15 protein-coding genes and 2 pseudogenes are annotated in these 15,090 nt (G+C 51.8%); 5 read left to right on the forward strand and 12 right to left on the reverse strand.

Going from position 1 to position 15,090, the window contains the following annotated elements; genetic code table 11:
- Together QZ279_RS15165 and parE are read right to left on the reverse strand one after the other, a co-directional pair.
- Positions 1-502 (reverse strand): annotated as a pseudogene (locus QZ279_RS15165) (hypothetical protein); the annotation flags it as partial.
- Positions 499-2,454, reverse strand: a complete 1,956-nt coding sequence (gene parE, locus QZ279_RS15170; protein ID WP_293452466.1) for a DNA topoisomerase IV subunit B — start codon at positions 2,452-2,454, stop codon at positions 499-501. The gene parE and the pseudogene QZ279_RS15165, both read right to left, overlap by 4 nt.
- Before the next feature lie 133 nt (positions 2,455-2,587).
- On the opposite strand from parE, the gene QZ279_RS15175 reads away from it, so the two are divergent.
- Positions 2,588-3,196 carry a peroxidase-related enzyme gene (locus QZ279_RS15175; RefSeq protein WP_293452469.1) on the forward strand — a complete coding sequence of 203 codons (609 nt, stop codon included), beginning with the start codon at positions 2,588-2,590 and terminating at the stop codon, positions 3,194-3,196.
- 317 nt (positions 3,197-3,513) lie between these two features.
- Here QZ279_RS15175 and QZ279_RS15850 read toward each other — a convergent pair whose 3' ends face one another.
- From QZ279_RS15850 to QZ279_RS15190, 4 genes are all read right to left on the reverse strand, one after another.
- Positions 3,514-3,774 carry a DUF3800 domain-containing protein gene (locus QZ279_RS15850; protein ID WP_366513996.1) on the reverse strand — a complete coding sequence of 87 codons (261 nt, stop codon included), beginning with the start codon at positions 3,772-3,774 and terminating at the stop codon, positions 3,514-3,516.
- Between the two features lie 638 nt (positions 3,775-4,412).
- On the reverse strand, positions 4,413-5,282 hold the full coding sequence (locus QZ279_RS15180; RefSeq protein WP_293452472.1) for an alpha/beta hydrolase: 870 nt from the start codon (positions 5,280-5,282) through the stop codon (positions 4,413-4,415).
- Between the two features lie 25 nt (positions 5,283-5,307).
- Positions 5,308-6,603, reverse strand: a complete 1,296-nt coding sequence (locus QZ279_RS15185) for an alpha/beta fold hydrolase (protein WP_293452475.1) — start codon at positions 6,601-6,603, stop codon at positions 5,308-5,310.
- A gap of 171 nt (positions 6,604-6,774) precedes the next feature.
- Positions 6,775-7,425, reverse strand: a complete 651-nt coding sequence (locus QZ279_RS15190; protein ID WP_293452477.1) for a DUF2461 domain-containing protein — start codon at positions 7,423-7,425, stop codon at positions 6,775-6,777.
- Positions 7,426-7,540: 115 nt separating this feature from the next.
- On the opposite strand from QZ279_RS15190, the gene QZ279_RS15195 reads away from it, so the two are divergent.
- Positions 7,541-8,914, forward strand: coding sequence for an MATE family efflux transporter (locus QZ279_RS15195; RefSeq protein WP_293452480.1), 1,374 nt, complete (start codon positions 7,541-7,543; stop codon positions 8,912-8,914).
- A gap of 7 nt (positions 8,915-8,921) precedes the next feature.
- Here the strand turns inward: QZ279_RS15195 and QZ279_RS15200 are convergent, their stop codons facing one another.
- Complete coding sequence (locus tag QZ279_RS15200; protein WP_293452499.1) at positions 8,922-9,326, reverse strand: hypothetical protein; 405 nt, start codon at positions 9,324-9,326, stop codon at positions 8,922-8,924.
- A gap of 22 nt (positions 9,327-9,348) precedes the next feature.
- Positions 9,349-10,551: a pyridoxal phosphate-dependent aminotransferase gene (locus tag QZ279_RS15205; protein ID WP_293452483.1), complete on the reverse strand. Its 1,203-nt coding sequence runs from the start codon at positions 10,549-10,551 to the stop codon at positions 9,349-9,351.
- Positions 10,552-10,666: 115 nt separating this feature from the next.
- Here QZ279_RS15205 and QZ279_RS15210 point away from each other — a divergent pair, with 115 nt between their 5' ends.
- From QZ279_RS15210 to QZ279_RS15220, 3 genes are all read left to right on the forward strand, one after another.
- Positions 10,667-11,104, forward strand: coding sequence for a helix-turn-helix transcriptional regulator (locus QZ279_RS15210; RefSeq protein ID WP_293452485.1), 438 nt, complete (start codon positions 10,667-10,669; stop codon positions 11,102-11,104).
- Positions 11,105-11,112: 8 nt separating this feature from the next.
- A complete protein-coding gene (locus tag QZ279_RS15215) occupies positions 11,113-11,370 on the forward strand; it encodes a succinate dehydrogenase assembly factor 2 (protein ID WP_293452502.1) in 258 nt (85 codons plus the stop codon).
- Between the two features lie 74 nt (positions 11,371-11,444).
- The gene (locus QZ279_RS15220; protein WP_293452488.1) at positions 11,445-11,954 is read left to right on the forward strand and encodes a winged helix DNA-binding protein; all 510 of its coding nucleotides are present in this window, start codon (positions 11,445-11,447) and stop codon (positions 11,952-11,954) included.
- Here the strand turns inward: QZ279_RS15220 and QZ279_RS15225 are convergent.
- The 4 genes and pseudogenes from QZ279_RS15225 to QZ279_RS15240 all read right to left on the reverse strand — a co-directional run.
- Positions 11,948-12,361 (reverse strand): DUF1194 domain-containing protein, encoded by a 414-nt coding sequence (locus QZ279_RS15225; RefSeq protein ID WP_293452491.1) that lies wholly within the window; start codon positions 12,359-12,361, stop codon positions 11,948-11,950. The genes QZ279_RS15220 and QZ279_RS15225 overlap by 7 nt on opposite strands.
- Positions 12,362-12,773: 412 nt before the next feature.
- Positions 12,774-13,202: a VOC family protein gene (locus QZ279_RS15230; protein ID WP_293452493.1), complete on the reverse strand. Its 429-nt coding sequence runs from the start codon at positions 13,200-13,202 to the stop codon at positions 12,774-12,776.
- Positions 13,203-13,292: 90 nt separating this feature from the next.
- Complete coding sequence (locus tag QZ279_RS15235; protein ID WP_293452496.1) at positions 13,293-14,492, reverse strand: hypothetical protein; 1,200 nt, start codon at positions 14,490-14,492, stop codon at positions 13,293-13,295.
- Positions 14,493-14,730: 238 nt separating this feature from the next.
- A pseudogene (locus QZ279_RS15240) lies at positions 14,731-15,090 on the reverse strand (hypothetical protein); the annotation flags it as partial.

The raw sequence follows: 15,090 nt of genomic DNA on the forward strand, positions 1-15,090 counted from the left end.
GCATCCAGTTATTGGAAAGTATGTCTGCCGCACCTTCTGCTCGCTTCAATTGGCTGTGAAAATGCATTTTGGGATTAGCGACGTAAATGGACCTCCCAGCAATACGACGTTCAGGGATAAGCTCCCATCCGCATTGTGCTAATTGTTCATTGTAATATCCAACAAGCTGTCCCACCTGCTCTTGATCCGAACGAACGACAGGATGAACCGTCTCGCACAAAAAATCCAAAAATTTCAGATCAGCGCAAGTCATTAAGCTAAAGCGGGGGTCCGTGAATACCCAATCTCTTTCGAAATCGTCATTATTAACGGTATGCTGCCAGATGTCTCCTTCAGCAGTTTTAAACCTTGGATCGTCACTCGGTAAGTTTGCTAAATCAAATAGACGCAAAAGAAACTTTACGTCGTTTAGTTGTCCAGCGAAGTAAATTTCAGCTATGCGGATAGAATCAAAAATGTTTCGTCGAATTGACGTTGAGATAGTATTGGATTGTTCACTCAAACATCCAACTCCTCAACAAACTGCGCGTTCTCCTGAATGTACTCAAACCGCTTCTCAGGCTTCTTGCCCATCAAACGCTCGACCAGATCACTTGTTTCGCCCGGTTCATCCTCGTCAATCGTCACGCGGATCAATTTGCGCGTCAAAGGATTCATCGTCGTGTCTTTCAAATCCTTCGCGTCCATCTCGCCCAGACCCTTAAAACGGGACACGTCGATGCGGCCCTTGCCGCCGATGCCCTTTTCCAGATGCGCGTTCTTTTCGGCCTCGTCGATGCAATAGACCCGCTTGGCACCTTGGGTCAGGCGGAACAGGGGCGGGCAGGCCAGATAGAGGTGGCCCGTGTCAATCATGGGCCGCATTTGCGTGAAGAAGAATGTCATGAGCAACGCTGCGATATGCGCGCCGTCCACGTCCGCGTCGGTCATGATGATGACCTTGTCATAGCGCAGATCATCGACGTTGAATTTGGTGCCCAGACCCACGCCAAGCGCTTGGGTCAGGTCGCTGATTTCTTGGTTCGTGCCGATCTTGCCAGAGGCGGCCCCCAACACGTTCAAAATCTTACCGCGCAGCGGCAAGAGCGCTTGGTTCTTGCGTTCGCGCGCCATTTTGGCGCTGCCCCCTGCTGAGTCGCCCTCCACGATGAACAACTCTGTGCCTTCGCGGGTTTTCGATGTGCAATCGACCAGCTTGCCAGGTAGGCGCAATTTCTTGGTCGCAGATTTGCGCTGTGTCTCTTTTTCTTCGCGACGGCGCAGACGTTCTTCGGCGCGCAGCACGAGGAAGTCTAGAATCGCGCCCGCGGATTTGGTGTCAGACGCCAGCCAGTTGTCAAAGTGATCGCGCACCGCGCCCTCGACCAGTTTCGCGGCCTCGACCGTGGCCAAGCGGTCCTTGGTCTGTCCCACGAATTCAGGTTCGCGGATGAAGCAGGACACCAGCGCACAGCCGCCCGTGGTCAGGTCGTCGCGTGTGATCAGTGCTGCCTTTTTGTTGCTGGCAAGTTCGCCGTATGCGCGCATGCCCTTGAGGATCGCGGCCCAAAAGCCGGCTTCGTGCGTGCCGCCCTCGGGCGTGGGGACGGTGTTACAATAGGACTGGATGAAGCCGTCGCGCGCGGGCGTCCAGTTGATGGCCCATTCCACCTTGCCTGCTGTGTTGAATTTCTCTTTGAAGTCCACAACGCCCGCGAACGGTTTGTCCGCATATGTGGATGATTTTCCAAGCGTTTCCACGAGGTAGTCTGACAGGCCGCCGGGAAAGTGGAAGGTGGCCGTGGTTGGCGTTTCGCCGTCGTCAATTTCGGATTTCCAACGGATTTCGACACCTGAAAACAGGTACGCTTTGGAGCGGATCGACTTGAACAGGCGCGCAGGTTTAAAACGGTGTGATCCGAAAATTTGTTCGTCTGCGTGGAACGTCACGGTCGTACCGCGCCGATTTGGAGCCGCGCCGATCTTTTCCACAGGACCCAGCGGGATGCCGCGTGAGAAGCGTTGCTCGAACAGTTCCTTGTTGCGCGCGACCTGCACGACCATGGAATCGCTGAGCGCGTTCACCACGGACGCGCCAACGCCGTGCAGACCGCCAGATGTCTCATATGCATCGCCCGAAAACTTGCCACCCGCGTGGAGCGTACACAAGATCACCTCAAGCGCGGATTTATCGGGGAACTTGGGGTGGGGGTCAATCGGGATGCCACGGCCGTTGTCGCGGATGACCATGGAATAATCTGACAACAACTCAACCTCGATACGCGAGGCATGTCCTGCCACCGCTTCGTCCATGGAGTTGTCGAGAACTTCCGCCACAAGGTGATGCAGCGCGCGTTCATCCGTGCCGCCAATATACATGCCGGGACGTTTGCGGACGGGCTCTAAACCCTCAAGAACCTCAATGGAGGACGCATCGTAGTCGGACGGCTCTTGGCCGGACAGAAGATCGTTCATGGCGCTGCTGCTCTTCTTATAAGTGCGAGTGTTGGGGGGTGTTATGCCAGAGTGCGAAAGGCGGGGGAAGTGGTGGCTTGATAAAGAAGGGTGTGTTCGGCAGGTTGTTTGAAACGAAATCAGGGAGCACGCGATGACTTGGATCAATACGGTAAGTTATGAGGACGCGAAGGGCAAACTGCGCAAGCTATATGATCGTGTGAAGGGGCCGGATAATAACGTCGATAACATCATGATGTCTCACTCCCTGCGCCCCCACTCTATGGAGGGGCATATGGCGATGTATAAGTACTGCCTGCATCACACGGGCAACACACTGCCCAAGTGGTATCTGGAGTGCATCGGGGTTTATGTGTCATCCTTGAACGGGTGTTCGTATTGCGTGGAGCATCATTATCAGGGGATGCGCCGCTTGGTGGAGGATGAGGAGCGTTCGGTTGCTTTGCGCGCCGCTATTGAGGCGGATGAGGTCGGTGATGCGCCATTGGATGGGCGCCAAGTTGCTGGGATGGCCTACGCGCGCAAGCTGACGGTCGCGCCTGCTGGGATGGTTGAAGCGGATGTCGCGGCGCTGCGCGCGGCTGGGCTGGATGATGGGGAGATATTGGAGATCAACCAAGTGACGTCCTATTTCTGCTACGCGAACCGGACTGTTTTGGGGCTGGGTGTGAATACGGATGGGGATATCATCGGGCTGTCGCCGAATAACTCAGATGATCCCGAGGATTGGGGGCATCGGTGATTTCGGTTAGGCGAGCGTCATCCCCAAGGGAGGCGCTGACTGTGGCTAGGGCGCTTGCGCGCCTGTTAACCGACTGAGGCTTTTGAAATGAGATTTAGAAATTTGCTTCGGGTTGCGTTCAGTAGCATCCGAACTAAAACATAACATATCAGCGCTTATCAGTGCAAAAGCTTGACCTTCCTTCTAAGAAGATCAAAAAACTTTTTCTACTATAACCTCATTTGACATTTAGAGATAAATAGCCAAGTCGTGGGTATACGACCGGCAGTGCGAAGGCGTCAGTCTTGCCTATTCTTATGAACGTCGGTTGTGACCACCTACCGATACCAGCTAGCTTCAGATGGCCAAACCCTTATTATATCTGTTTTCAGTATACCGCTTTCTATGATGATCGTAGCAATCTTCTGACGGGCATATGACGTATTCGGCTGACTCATGAATTGCTGACAGTACATATAGATGTCAGCGAGTTGAATTAAGCGGCTATGATGAGACTTTGCAAAGTGAACTGTATCAATAATGTTGGTAATCTCATGCTTTCTGCTCCATTTAGTTCCACCCAGCCTAAACTCTGACAACTATGCAACAGATGGGCCCACTTGTGGCTCATCATAGTCACCAAACAGTATTCCGACAGTACCAAGACTTTGAAACTTAGCATCAACTTGTTCGACAAGATACATGATGCAATTTCATCAGGCGGCTTGGGTGAGTGAGTAATATTCGCAGGGTTAATCTTTACGTAACCTCGAAACACCGCTTCGCCTGCGATGACAGCAAGAAGCTGTGTCAAAATTTCTAGACGTGTATCTAGGGGCACTTTTTTGAAGTTACCCTTGCCGCCGCATATCTCGACACCATGAAACTCAGTTTCGCGATTCAATAGTGACGATCCAAATGCTGAAACGATATGGCATTTACCTGTGCCTCAATGGTCGTAACGTTGTCGCAATGGCAGTAAACGCCACCTAACTAGTAAGATTGTTGAGTTGGTGGATGGTATTTGACTTCGTCATAATAGAACAAATGCAACTAGGATCGCCTTTGGGATAATTGTTTCCTCTTAAATCGCAGCTTTCGGTGTAACTTGGAAGGTTCCCTGTGGTTGCAGAAACGAATATTAAATATCTCTCCACTTCCCCTCAAACGTGCACAACATTACGCCCGTTACACGATATACTAGTTTATTTTGATACGGCAAATCGCGTAATGGTTGTTACGTCGTCCACTCCCGCACAACCTTTGCAGCCTCACCAGCTTGCTGGTGCAGCACCCAATGATCCGCACTTTCAATCTCGTGCACTGTCAGATCCCCAACAAACTCCCTCAAGCCTTCTCGCGTCTCTAGCAATAGTGCTGTATCGCCCATCCCCCAGATCAACAAATGTGGGCAGCGGACCTGGAGGCGGGCAGGGTCCATTGGTGGCAACTCTAAAGGCACGTCCGGATCAGCGACCACCAATGGGGATGCGCGGTACCAGTTGATCATGGCTTGCAAACGGCCCTTGCGGGACCATTCGGTTTTGTACTCAGTTAGCTTGTCGGGGGTGAGCCAGTTGAGGTCCATGTTGGCGGAGAAGAGTTGCATGAGTTTGTTGAAGTCATCGGCGGCAAAGCGGTCCTCGGATCCTTCTTCGCGCAGCACATTGATATATTGCGAAGCGGCTGATTGCGCGCCACCAGCAGCCATTGCGCGTTGGAAAGGAACGGGATGCACGCCGTTGGCGATGATCAGGCGGGACACGAGATCGGGGAAGAACATGGCAAGGCCGTATGCGACAGAGGCCCCCCAATCGTGGCCCATGACCACGCAGGGCGCGCCGAGTTCGGTGATAAGTGCTGCCATGTCAGCGGCAAGAACGCCTGTGCGGTAATTCTCTATTCCGCTCGGGCAGTAACTTTGTCCGTAGCCGCGTTGATCGGGAGCGATGCAGTAGAATGTGTCTTGGAGATCACTCGCCAGTTCTGCCCAAGCGCCTGAATATTCAGGGAAACCGTGCAGCATAAGAAGCGGGGGCAGAGATGGATCGCCCCATGTGCGCGCGAAGAATTTTTGGCCGTTTATGGTAAACCAACGCGGTGTCATGGGGCGCTCCTGTTGTTTGTTCAACTTACTTGCCAGCGTCCAGTGTTTCGAACATCAGGCCAACCGCAGTTCGCGCGGGGAACCCTTCCCAGTAGGTGTGCTCTGCTGTTGGCTTTCCGTCATCACCCATTGCTGTCACACCGTCTTTGGCATTTGGAACCAGATCAAGGTAGGCTGATTTGCTGTCATCGCCCTTGAGATGCATGTCCATAAACGCCGTCGCGAAGTGTTGCGCGATGTTGTTCATGCGGGTGTTGTCCCAAACCGCGTCTGCGTAGTGCTCAAACGGTGCGAAATCCATGCCTTCGACCATTTGGTAGCCCTCTTTTGGAGAGGGCATCGGCGCGCCTGCGTTGTGGTTTGCGTTCTCAAACGTCAGCAGGTGACGCTTGGTGCCTGTGGTTTCTGAGAAGATAGACCGCAGTGCAGAATAGACGGAGACGTCATCCACGGACCCCGCCATCAGCATCAAAGGCTTGTCGATGCCCGCGAGGCCGTCCGCAGACCAGAAGCCCGTGTTCTTGCCCCAAGGTGCGATTGCGATGATCGCTTTTACCCGCTCGTTCGGCATGGTCGCATGTGTGTCAGACCCTTCTAGATGGCGTGTCAGCAGACCGTTTGGCGTACCCCATGGATATTCGGTCGAGGCTTGTGTGACACCTGCACCGCCATAAATCAGCGCGCCGTAGCCGCCCATGGAATATCCAAGAACGCCGACAGTGTTGCCGTCGATGATTGCGGCTAGCTCAGGCGATGTGCCTGCGAAATCTGCGAAGGTTTCAACGACGAAGTCTTGATCAAGAGGACGATTCAAAAGGGTAGAGCCGAATGCGGCTTGATCCGCGTATGTGCTGTCTGTGTGATCTATAGAGACTGTGACATAGCCTTTGGATGCAAGATTTTCACCAAGATGTGCCATCAAGTGACGGTTGCCGGGGTATCCGTGAGAAATGACGATAAGCGGGAAGCTGCCAGAGGCAGCAGGGGCTGCGTCGCGAACGGCTTGGCCCTCTAACGCGACTTGGATCGAGGCCGCGCGCAGGTTGACGCCCTCGTATGTGCCGCCTGCCTCAACTCCGTCTGCCGCTGGATACCAGACTTCGACGGTTAACGGACGGTCATAGGTGGGTGCCGCGTCCGCTTTGGTATTTAGGATATCGATCTGGCCGGGATTAGACAATTCGAACGTGCGCACGCCAACGACGTGTTCGCCGTAGGCCGCCAGTGCGGGGGAGTCGGGGCGGATCGTATCAATGCGGTTTTCTGCCATTGCTGGTGTTACCATAAGGCCCATCGCGGCGACCGCTAATGCGTTTCTCATCGTATCGTCTCCCAAAAGATTTGCTATCTTTCGAGCATGACGATGGTTTTGATTCTATCAAGCGCAACGCAGCGGAACTACGGGTTGTATTTTTAGTTTGGGGATGGGGGCGCTGCCCCCGTCTGATCGCTGATCAGTCTCCCCCGGGATATTTTCGGAAAGGAGAAGATGCTAAAGAAAAGCGCGAAGATCGTTCATGACGGGATCGAAAAGTTTGAAGGCCTCAGTGATTGCAGATGTCAGGTCTTTGCTGGCCTCCACTTCGATATCTTTCCAGAGGGTCATGGATTTGCGTTGTAGCAGGTCCGCGCGCGGGTGGTCTTTTTCAAACGGGCTTGGGACGCGTTTTAGTTCTGGTTTGCGCAGAAATGCACCAGCGGCAGCCGCTGTGTCAATGCGGGCTTGGAGGGCATCGCCTTCACGTTCAGACACCCATTTACGCCAGTCTGTTTGCTGAGCTTTGCTGAAATCCATGATGCCAGCACCTGCACGCACGTATTCGCCGGCGATCCCGAAAAAGTAGACCGGCTGCGTGCCGTTGCCTTGGGGGGACCACATCATATGCAGGTGTTGCGAATAGGGTGTTTTGTCTTTTGAGAAACGTACATCGCGGTGGGCCCGAAACAGTTTTGTGGTGATCGGTGTGTCGAGCATTTCTGTGAGCACAGGCGAGATAACGTCGAGAAGATCTTTAGCTGGTTTTTTAAGCTTATCATCGTAGCGCTGTTTATTTTCGCTAAACCAATCGCGTGTATTGTCGGCGCTCAGCTCTGCGTAAAAAGCGCGGGCATCGGGGATAAGGGATTTGAATTGATCTGGCACGCGCGGCGCTCCTGTTAATAGTTTTAGGATGTCATGAGGGCAGGCGCGTCAAAAGTCGAGGGGCACTGGTAAACTCTGCTTGCTGCCTCTGCGGACTTGGGTCAATGATCTTGGTATGACACCAGATACCGCTAAAACAATGCCTTACCGCCAACATGCGCGCGCGATTACAACGCTTGGCTTGCCTCTGATTGGTGGGCATCTTGCGCAGTTTTCGATCGGGATGACCGACACGATCATGATGGGATGGTATTCTATTGAGGGATTAGCGGCCGTTACGCTGGCCAGCACCTTTTTCTTTGTGTTGTTCATTTTTGGCTCAGGCTTTGCGCAGGCTGTTATGCCTTTGGTCGCAAGTCAATTTGCTGAGGGCGATGACGTGCAGATGCGGCGCACGACGCGCATGGGTCTTTGGATGTCTTTCGTGTTCGCAATTGCAGTAATGCCGCTTTTCTATTTTTCCGATCCTGTGCTGCGCGCTTTGGGGCAGACCGATCTGATCGCCGCTGAGGCGCAAGGGTATCTGCGAATTGCAGGGTGGGGGGTTATTCCTGCGCTGGGCGTGATGGTCCTGAAATCCTACCTCGCAGCGATGGAGCGCACAAATGTTGTTCTGTGGGTGACGTTGATCGCTTTTGTCGTGAATATATTTGCCAATTACGCACTCATATTCGGCAACTGGGGTGCGCTTGAACTGGGACTGCGTGGGTCTGCAATTGCATCGCTTTCGGTGCAAATTTTATCACTTTTAGTCATTGCTGCTTATGTTTTGCGTGTGCTGCCAAAGCAGCAAATTTTCGCACGACTTTGGCGGCCAGATTGGGATGCGTTTTTCTTGGTCGGACGTTTAGGTGTTCCTATCGGATTCACGATACTTGCGGAAGTCGGGTTGTTTGCGGCGTCGACGTTAATGATGGGTTGGCTCGGCACTATTCAATTGGCTGCGCACGGGGTGGCTTTGCAGTTGGCAAGTGCGACGTTCATGATCCACTTGGGCTTGTCCAATGCGGCGACTGTGCGTGCAGGCAATGCACTTGGGCGCAAGGATCCAGAGCATTTGGTGCGTGGAGCGCGGGTTATCATAGCGATGTCTTTGGCAACGGCGATGGCTACGATTGCTGTTTTCGTACTTTTTCCAGAACCTTTGATATCAGTCTTTCTTGATAGCGATGAACCAAATCGCCCTGAGATTTTACAGATAGGGGCGGTATTGCTGTTTATGGCTGGTGTGTTTCAGCTTGTCGATGCAGCGCAAGTTATGGCGCTTGGATTGCTGCGGGGACTTCGCGACACAAAGGTGCCCATGACGTTTGCCGTCTTTAGTTACTGGGTGATTGGTGCGCCATGCAGCTATCTTCTGGGCTTTACGTTTGGCTTTGGTGGCGCGGGCATTTGGGGCGGTTTGGTCATTGGTCTGGCGGTCGCGGCCGTCTTGATGGTGGAACGATTTGTCAGACTTGGTCCAAAGATTGCCGCCGCCGGCGTGTAGGAAACCTCTATTTGTCTTTCATAAGGCGATCGGCCTTTTTGCGCACCAGGACTGAACGTAGATCGTGCATAGCAAGTAAAAGATCGTCCGTGACGGCCTCTAGCTGGGCGTCAGTGGCTTTGGCTTGGGTCCATTGTGTGGTCAGGTTTAAATAATCTACAGCGCGGTAAATGTCATCGATGTCACGCTCTGCCAAAAGTGCGGTGCGCTCGTTCATCCATTGGTGAATTTCTTCAAGATCTCGCTCGCTCAGATCGCGGTCGCCCTGAGGCTTGATTTCGCCATTACGGATGTTGACGGCAGCGATCTGATCCATCTCAATGCGACGCTGACGGTTTTCCGTATCGATGCGAAATACGAGCGCGCCATTTTCGCGCACCCGAAAGTAATAATCTGGAAGATTTCCCGATATAAAGTCCTCTGCCTATAACCGTCTACACGAGAGCCGAACAAAACGTCTGGATGCGCGTGCACGCCTCTTTCAAGGCTTCGTCAGATGTAGCGTAGCTTACGCGGAAGTTTGGCGATAGTCCGAAGGCCGCTCCGAAGACAACTGCAACGCCACTGTGTTCTAAAAGCTGTGTTGCAAAAATTTCATCGTTTTCGATCACCACGCCGTCGGCAGTTTTTTTGCCAATCAAGCCGCCAATAGAGGGATACACATAGAATGCGCCCTCTGGCGCAGGGCAGTTCATGCCATCAATCTGGTTCAACATCTCAACCACAAGGTCGCGACGCCGCACGAAGGTCCTGTTGTTCTCGGCCAAGAAATCCTGCGGACCGTTCAGTGCTTCAACCGCAGCCCACTGGCTGATCGTACACGGGTTGGACGTGCTTTGGGACTGGATTTTGCGCATGGCATCGATCAAAACCTTAGGACCTGCCGCATAACCGATCCGCCAGCCTGTCATTGCGTAAGCTTTGGAGACACCATTGCAAGTCAGCGTGCGCTCGTACAACGCGGGCTCAATCTGTGCGGGTGTGTAGAATTCAAAGTCATCATACATCAGATGTTCATACATATCGTCTGTCATCACCCAAACATGAGGGTGGCGCATCAAAACATCAGTAAGCTCTTTCAACTCTTCTCGGTCATAACCAGCGCCTGTTGGGTTTGAGGGCGAATTAAAGATGAACCATTTCGTTTTGGGTGTGATCGCCGCCTCAAGCTGGTCAGCAGTCAGTTTGTAGTTTGTCTGGGACGAGGCGGTGGCGACAACAGGTTCACCGCCTGCCAGCAAAACCATGTCAGGATAGCTGACCCAATAGGGGGCTGCGATCACAACTTCATCACCAGGGTTCAGGGTGGCCATCAATGCGTTATACAGGATCTGTTTGCCGCCCGTTCCGATCGACACTTGGTTGGGAACATACGTCAGCTCATTATCGCGCAACAATTTAGCACAGATCGCCTGCTTCAGCTCAATAATGCCGTCAGGCGCTGTATATTTGGTCTTGCCAGCGTTTATCGCGGCAATTGCTGCGTCTTTGATATTCTGGGGCGTGTCGAAGTCAGGTTCGCCAGCGCCAAGGCCGATTATATCGCGTCCTGCTGCTTTGAGTTCTTGCGCTTTCGTAGTCACAGCAATCGTTGGTGACGGCTTGACGCGTGAGAGTGTCGCAGAAAGGAAGGTCATGTGGCGCTCCGAATTGTAAATTGGCCATGCTCCTCTTAGGATGAGAGGCGCGCGCAATCAAGCGTTCTGCCAAAATCTGCCCTTGTTCGACATAACCTGAACCGGAGATACCGAAATGAATGATATTGATGCCCTGAATGCCAAACCGATGACGACGGACGATATGGCGTCTGAGGATTGGTATGGACCGGATGCAGCGACCTTCGGGGATCGCCTCGCAGCGGCACGCGACAGCGCGCAAATGACCCAAGCCCAAATGGCGCGCCGCCTTGGCATCAAAGCAAGCACGCTGCGCAGTTGGGAACAAGATACGTCTGAACCCCGTGCAAACCATTTGTCGATCATGGCAGGCGTTTTGAATGTTTCGATGATGTGGTTGATGAACGGCGAGGGCGAGGGTCTGGATGCGCCCAATTCAGAAGAGGCCACTGTTGATGCCAACATCGCTACCGTCCTGCGTGATATGCGTGATTTACGCGTGACGATCAGCCGTTCTGCTGAACAACTTGCGCGTTTGGAAAAACGCTTACGTACCGCGCTAAAGGATAGCTGATGTCTGAAATCCCCGAAATTCCTGAACACCGCATCAAACGTTTGAGCATGCGCTCTATGCGTCGTGGCATCAAAGAGATGGATATAATTCTGTCTGCTTATGCAGATGCGGAATTGCCACGCATGTCCGAAGACAAGATCGCGCTCTATGACGCGTTGCTCGATGAGAATGATCAAGACCTTTATTCTTGGGTCACAGGACAGACAATTCCACCTGAGCGATTCCAATATTTACTGGGTGAAATTGCCCAAACCTTTCAAAAATAGAGGTTTTTCAAGTTTAACCGAATATTTTCAAATTTGTATCAGTGTCGTCTTCGAGCAGTATGTCGGAGAAAACTATGAGCATTCACAGCGTCGTCCAGACGGACATTAAGACCGGTTCGGACAAAGGATTTATTACAGGATATCTAGAAGCGCTTGCGCTTGTTGAACGATTACACAGGTTGTTACTTGATGTGATAAAAGATGAATTTGAACGTGTAAACATGTTGGAAATCAATGCTGTCCAGGCGCTACTTTTGTTCAACATCGGTGACAATGAAGTTACGGCAGGCGAATTGAAATCGCGTGGGTACTACCAAGGATCAAACGTTAGTTATAATCTCAAAAAACTGGTTGAGATGGGGTATATGCACCATCAAAGGTGTGAGATTGATCGCTGTTCGGTTCGTGTAAAGTTGACGTTCAAAGGGCGCGATGTACACAACATAGTCTCACAGCTGTTTGAGCTCCATGCGGAGGGCCTTCAAGATAAAGGCGTTTTAGTGCCAGAAGGTCTGATCGATATTACAGGAGCGTTGAAGCGGATGGAACGGTATTGGACCGATCAAATTCGCTATATCTATTGATTGCTTATGTTGAGCTGGCTCAGCGCCATGCCTTCCAGTTCCCGCATCAATTTTCGCACCATGGCGTGTTCGTAGTCCTCAAATCCTAGTGCGACTTCGACGAAGCTATTGGTGCCATGAATGACATAAGCTTCAAAATAAGCAGACAGTTCGCTAATTTCAGTTTGGCGACTGTCGCCATGATCGATTGGATCGGCACCAATGACCAAAGCGTTAGTTGTGACATCTCCGAAAGCGGCGTCATCGATATCCTTTGGGTGCAGTCCGGTGTTGGATTTGCCATCTCCAGAAATATCTAGTGTATGTTTCCAACACGTACCCTGCCTTGCCAAAAGTCGCACACCATATAGCATTGCCGATCCAAGACCGGTGGACTGATCACTGGGGGTTCTTTGCGTGTTTGCCAATTGCTTTGTAAGTGCGCCGAATACTAGGCGTTTGGCTGATCACCATGCTGCTGGTTTCACGCAAAAGCGTGCACGCTATCGCATGTTTAGGGTTTCCAAAATCGTTGTGGCAACATTCACTAAGCTTCACCGAAATTCCCGAACTCCCCAATCAATAAAGGTGTTTTGTTGCTGTCTACCACCTAGTTCACCGCGGGCAAAAACAGCGAGGTACGCGCGGATCTTCAAAAAACGCGAGTGAAATTTCTTTATATCTGAGTAGAGGCCAAGCCATTTTGCCGAAATGCTAGATCCCAAATGAAAATGTTGGACGCCAGATCCATCGTCAGAGAAAGCGCGAAAGGGCGCGCTTTCTCTGTGTTACGGACAACGGATGAGTTTAGAACAATCTCGCAATTGAAAACAGCGCCTATCACCAGTGGCCAACACTCTTCATGCTTGTCCATGGCTCTGCGGGGTCCAGCGCTTGGCCTGCCTGCAGCAGTTCAATCGAGATATTATCGGGAGAACGTACAAATGCCATTCGCCCGTCTCGCGGCGCGCGGTTAATGGTTATACCGTTGTCCATTAAATGCTGACATGTTGCGTAGATATCATCGACTTCATACGCAAGATGCCCAAAATGGCGTGCATCTGCGGGCAATTCATCATCGCCGTCCCAGTTATACGTAAGTTCCACAGGGCACTCAGGTTGTTCAGGCGGGGCCATAAAAATAAGGGTGAATCGTCCTTGTTCGCTGTCCATACGACGGGTTTCTTCAAGGCCTAACAGGCGATAAAAAGCCATTGAGGCTTCTAAATCTTTCACGCGTACCATGGTGTGTAAGTATTTTAAGGGCATGTACGTCTCCGATGATTTGCTTTGCAAAAGAGTAGCGGATGAAATTATGCTGTCGAGTGTTTTGGGGGCTTAACCGCAATAATTGATGCATCAGAACGACGATTGAATACCGAATCTAAAACCGACGCTGCTACTTTCATAAAGGCCAATAGTGGATGCGGTTTGACTGGCTGTTAGTGTGATAGACGGTGAAAACCCGAAGTATTCAATCCGATTGAAGACACGCGTTGCGTCGAAGGAAATAGTATTATCCTGACGCCCAAACCGGGAGAAGCGCGACGTTTCATGGTCTTTTTTACTAACTGACATGCCAAAATCGATTGAAACGCCGGCAATCGGTCGGACAACTGCATAGCGCGCACTCAAAGTGATTTGCTGGAAGTCGAGATTGGAATCGATAGAGTTACTCTTCTTGGCATTCACGCTAAATGTAACGCGATCCTGATTGTTGGTTGTCACGCGCACGCCACCGCTTAGGTTCCAGCTATCAGCATCTTCACGTGCGGACATGGATTTTTGAACCTCACGCGAAACACCGCCAAAAACGAAGTTCCCTGTTGCAAACACATAGTTCTGAGTGAAACTGAAGCGCGCATATTGCATGAAAGGTTTCTGTGCGTACCATGTTCGCCCGCCGGAGATTTCGAATTGATTTGGAAATTCAAGGCCCGCTGTAGAAAAGCCGCGCCGGATGTAGGACAAAGATGCTGTTGAAAACGCAAAGTCAGCCCCTTTTGCATTGGGCGCAAGCACTTTGGCTTCGGGGCTCATCGTGTAGGTGCGGTGGTCCAAACGCACCAAAAGATCATTTTGAGAGCGCTCATTTTCTGACAAGCGGTATCGTGTTGCGATGCCTGCGTTATACTGGATTCCAGAGAGCGCACGCGCCGCACCGCTTAGCTGAAATTCAAAAGGCAGATCAAATAGCCGCGTGGAGCTTCTCGCACTTCCATTGTTGATATTAGAACTTGGCGAGGCGGAAAAACTAAGCTCAGTTGCCCATGGGTTGCTCTTTTGAACATACCGAAAGTCACGAATTGCAATCTGTTTGAATTCTTCACTAGGTGCGTTTTGCGCGGCACGGCGCAGCCAAAGCTGCGCGCGTGTTTTGGCACCATTGCTGGACAAGGCCTGCGCCATAACCATCGACGCACCAAAACGCTCAGAGGCTGTGCTTGATTGCCCCCATGCTCTGCGCGCAGATGACGTCGCTTCTGAAGCGCGGCCAAGATCACGGGCTGCCCGCGCCTGAATGATCAATGCTTCGGTGTCATTCGGATCACGGCGCAACTACGCAGTGGTCATCTGATATCCAAGCTCGGGTTGCCCCTCAATCACGGCATTTGCAGCCAGCTGACGCAACTCGGACGGAGAGAATTGCAAGGTTGACGAGGCCTGCGCATGTGCCGGTGAAGAAAATGTACCAAAAGTCAGTACGCTGCCAAGTAGCAGAACAAACCAGTGGGAAAACAAAGAATTCTTAGGGATATCCAGCCTGAAAGACATTAGACGTAGGCGTTTACCATACCTATTGGCGTACCGCAAAGAAACCACCGGTCTCGCGCACCGTACCAAAGTCCGCGCGCGGGTCACTGGACGTAACCACAATGATACCGGTAATTGTAGCAGCGTTTTCGCCCGATAAAACAGCATAATAACTACCCGTTTCAGTCGAAGGTTCCACACCAGCAACAGTGCCCTTCAATTCGCCGTTAGTATCAAGAACGCCAGGTTCAATCACAAACTTTAAACTTGGGATCGTCGTTATGCTTGGGGTCGCAATATAGGCGGCCAAAATGTCTGATGTGATGTCCACGTTGTTTATATCGTAAACCCGACGATTGCTGACTTCTGCCTTTACAGCGGCACCGTCATTAAAGTCATCGAA

It is taken from the genome of Planktotalea sp. (assembly GCF_018607965.1).
Taxonomy (GTDB): domain Bacteria; phylum Pseudomonadota; class Alphaproteobacteria; order Rhodobacterales; family Rhodobacteraceae; genus Planktotalea.

What these genes read in the sequence shown, in the direction of transcription:
- parE (WP_293452466.1), bottom strand. Translation starts at nt 2,454, where the DNA reads ATGAACGATCTTCTGTCCGGCCAAGAGCCGTCCGACTACGATGCGTCC.
- QZ279_RS15175 (WP_293452469.1), top strand. Translation starts at nt 2,588, where the DNA reads ATGACTTGGATCAATACGGTAAGTTATGAGGACGCGAAGGGCAAACTG.
- QZ279_RS15180 (WP_293452472.1), bottom strand. Translation starts at nt 5,282, where the DNA reads ATGACACCGCGTTGGTTTACCATAAACGGCCAAAAATTCTTCGCGCGC.
- QZ279_RS15185 (WP_293452475.1), bottom strand. Translation starts at nt 6,603, where the DNA reads ATGAGAAACGCATTAGCGGTCGCCGCGATGGGCCTTATGGTAACACCA.
- QZ279_RS15195 (WP_293452480.1), top strand. Translation starts at nt 7,541, where the DNA reads ATGACACCAGATACCGCTAAAACAATGCCTTACCGCCAACATGCGCGC.
- QZ279_RS15205 (WP_293452483.1), bottom strand. Translation starts at nt 10,551, where the DNA reads ATGACCTTCCTTTCTGCGACACTCTCACGCGTCAAGCCGTCACCAACG.
- QZ279_RS15210 (WP_293452485.1), top strand. Translation starts at nt 10,667, where the DNA reads ATGAATGATATTGATGCCCTGAATGCCAAACCGATGACGACGGACGAT.
- QZ279_RS15220 (WP_293452488.1), top strand. Translation starts at nt 11,445, where the DNA reads ATGAGCATTCACAGCGTCGTCCAGACGGACATTAAGACCGGTTCGGAC.
- QZ279_RS15230 (WP_293452493.1), bottom strand. Translation starts at nt 13,202, where the DNA reads ATGCCCTTAAAATACTTACACACCATGGTACGCGTGAAAGATTTAGAA.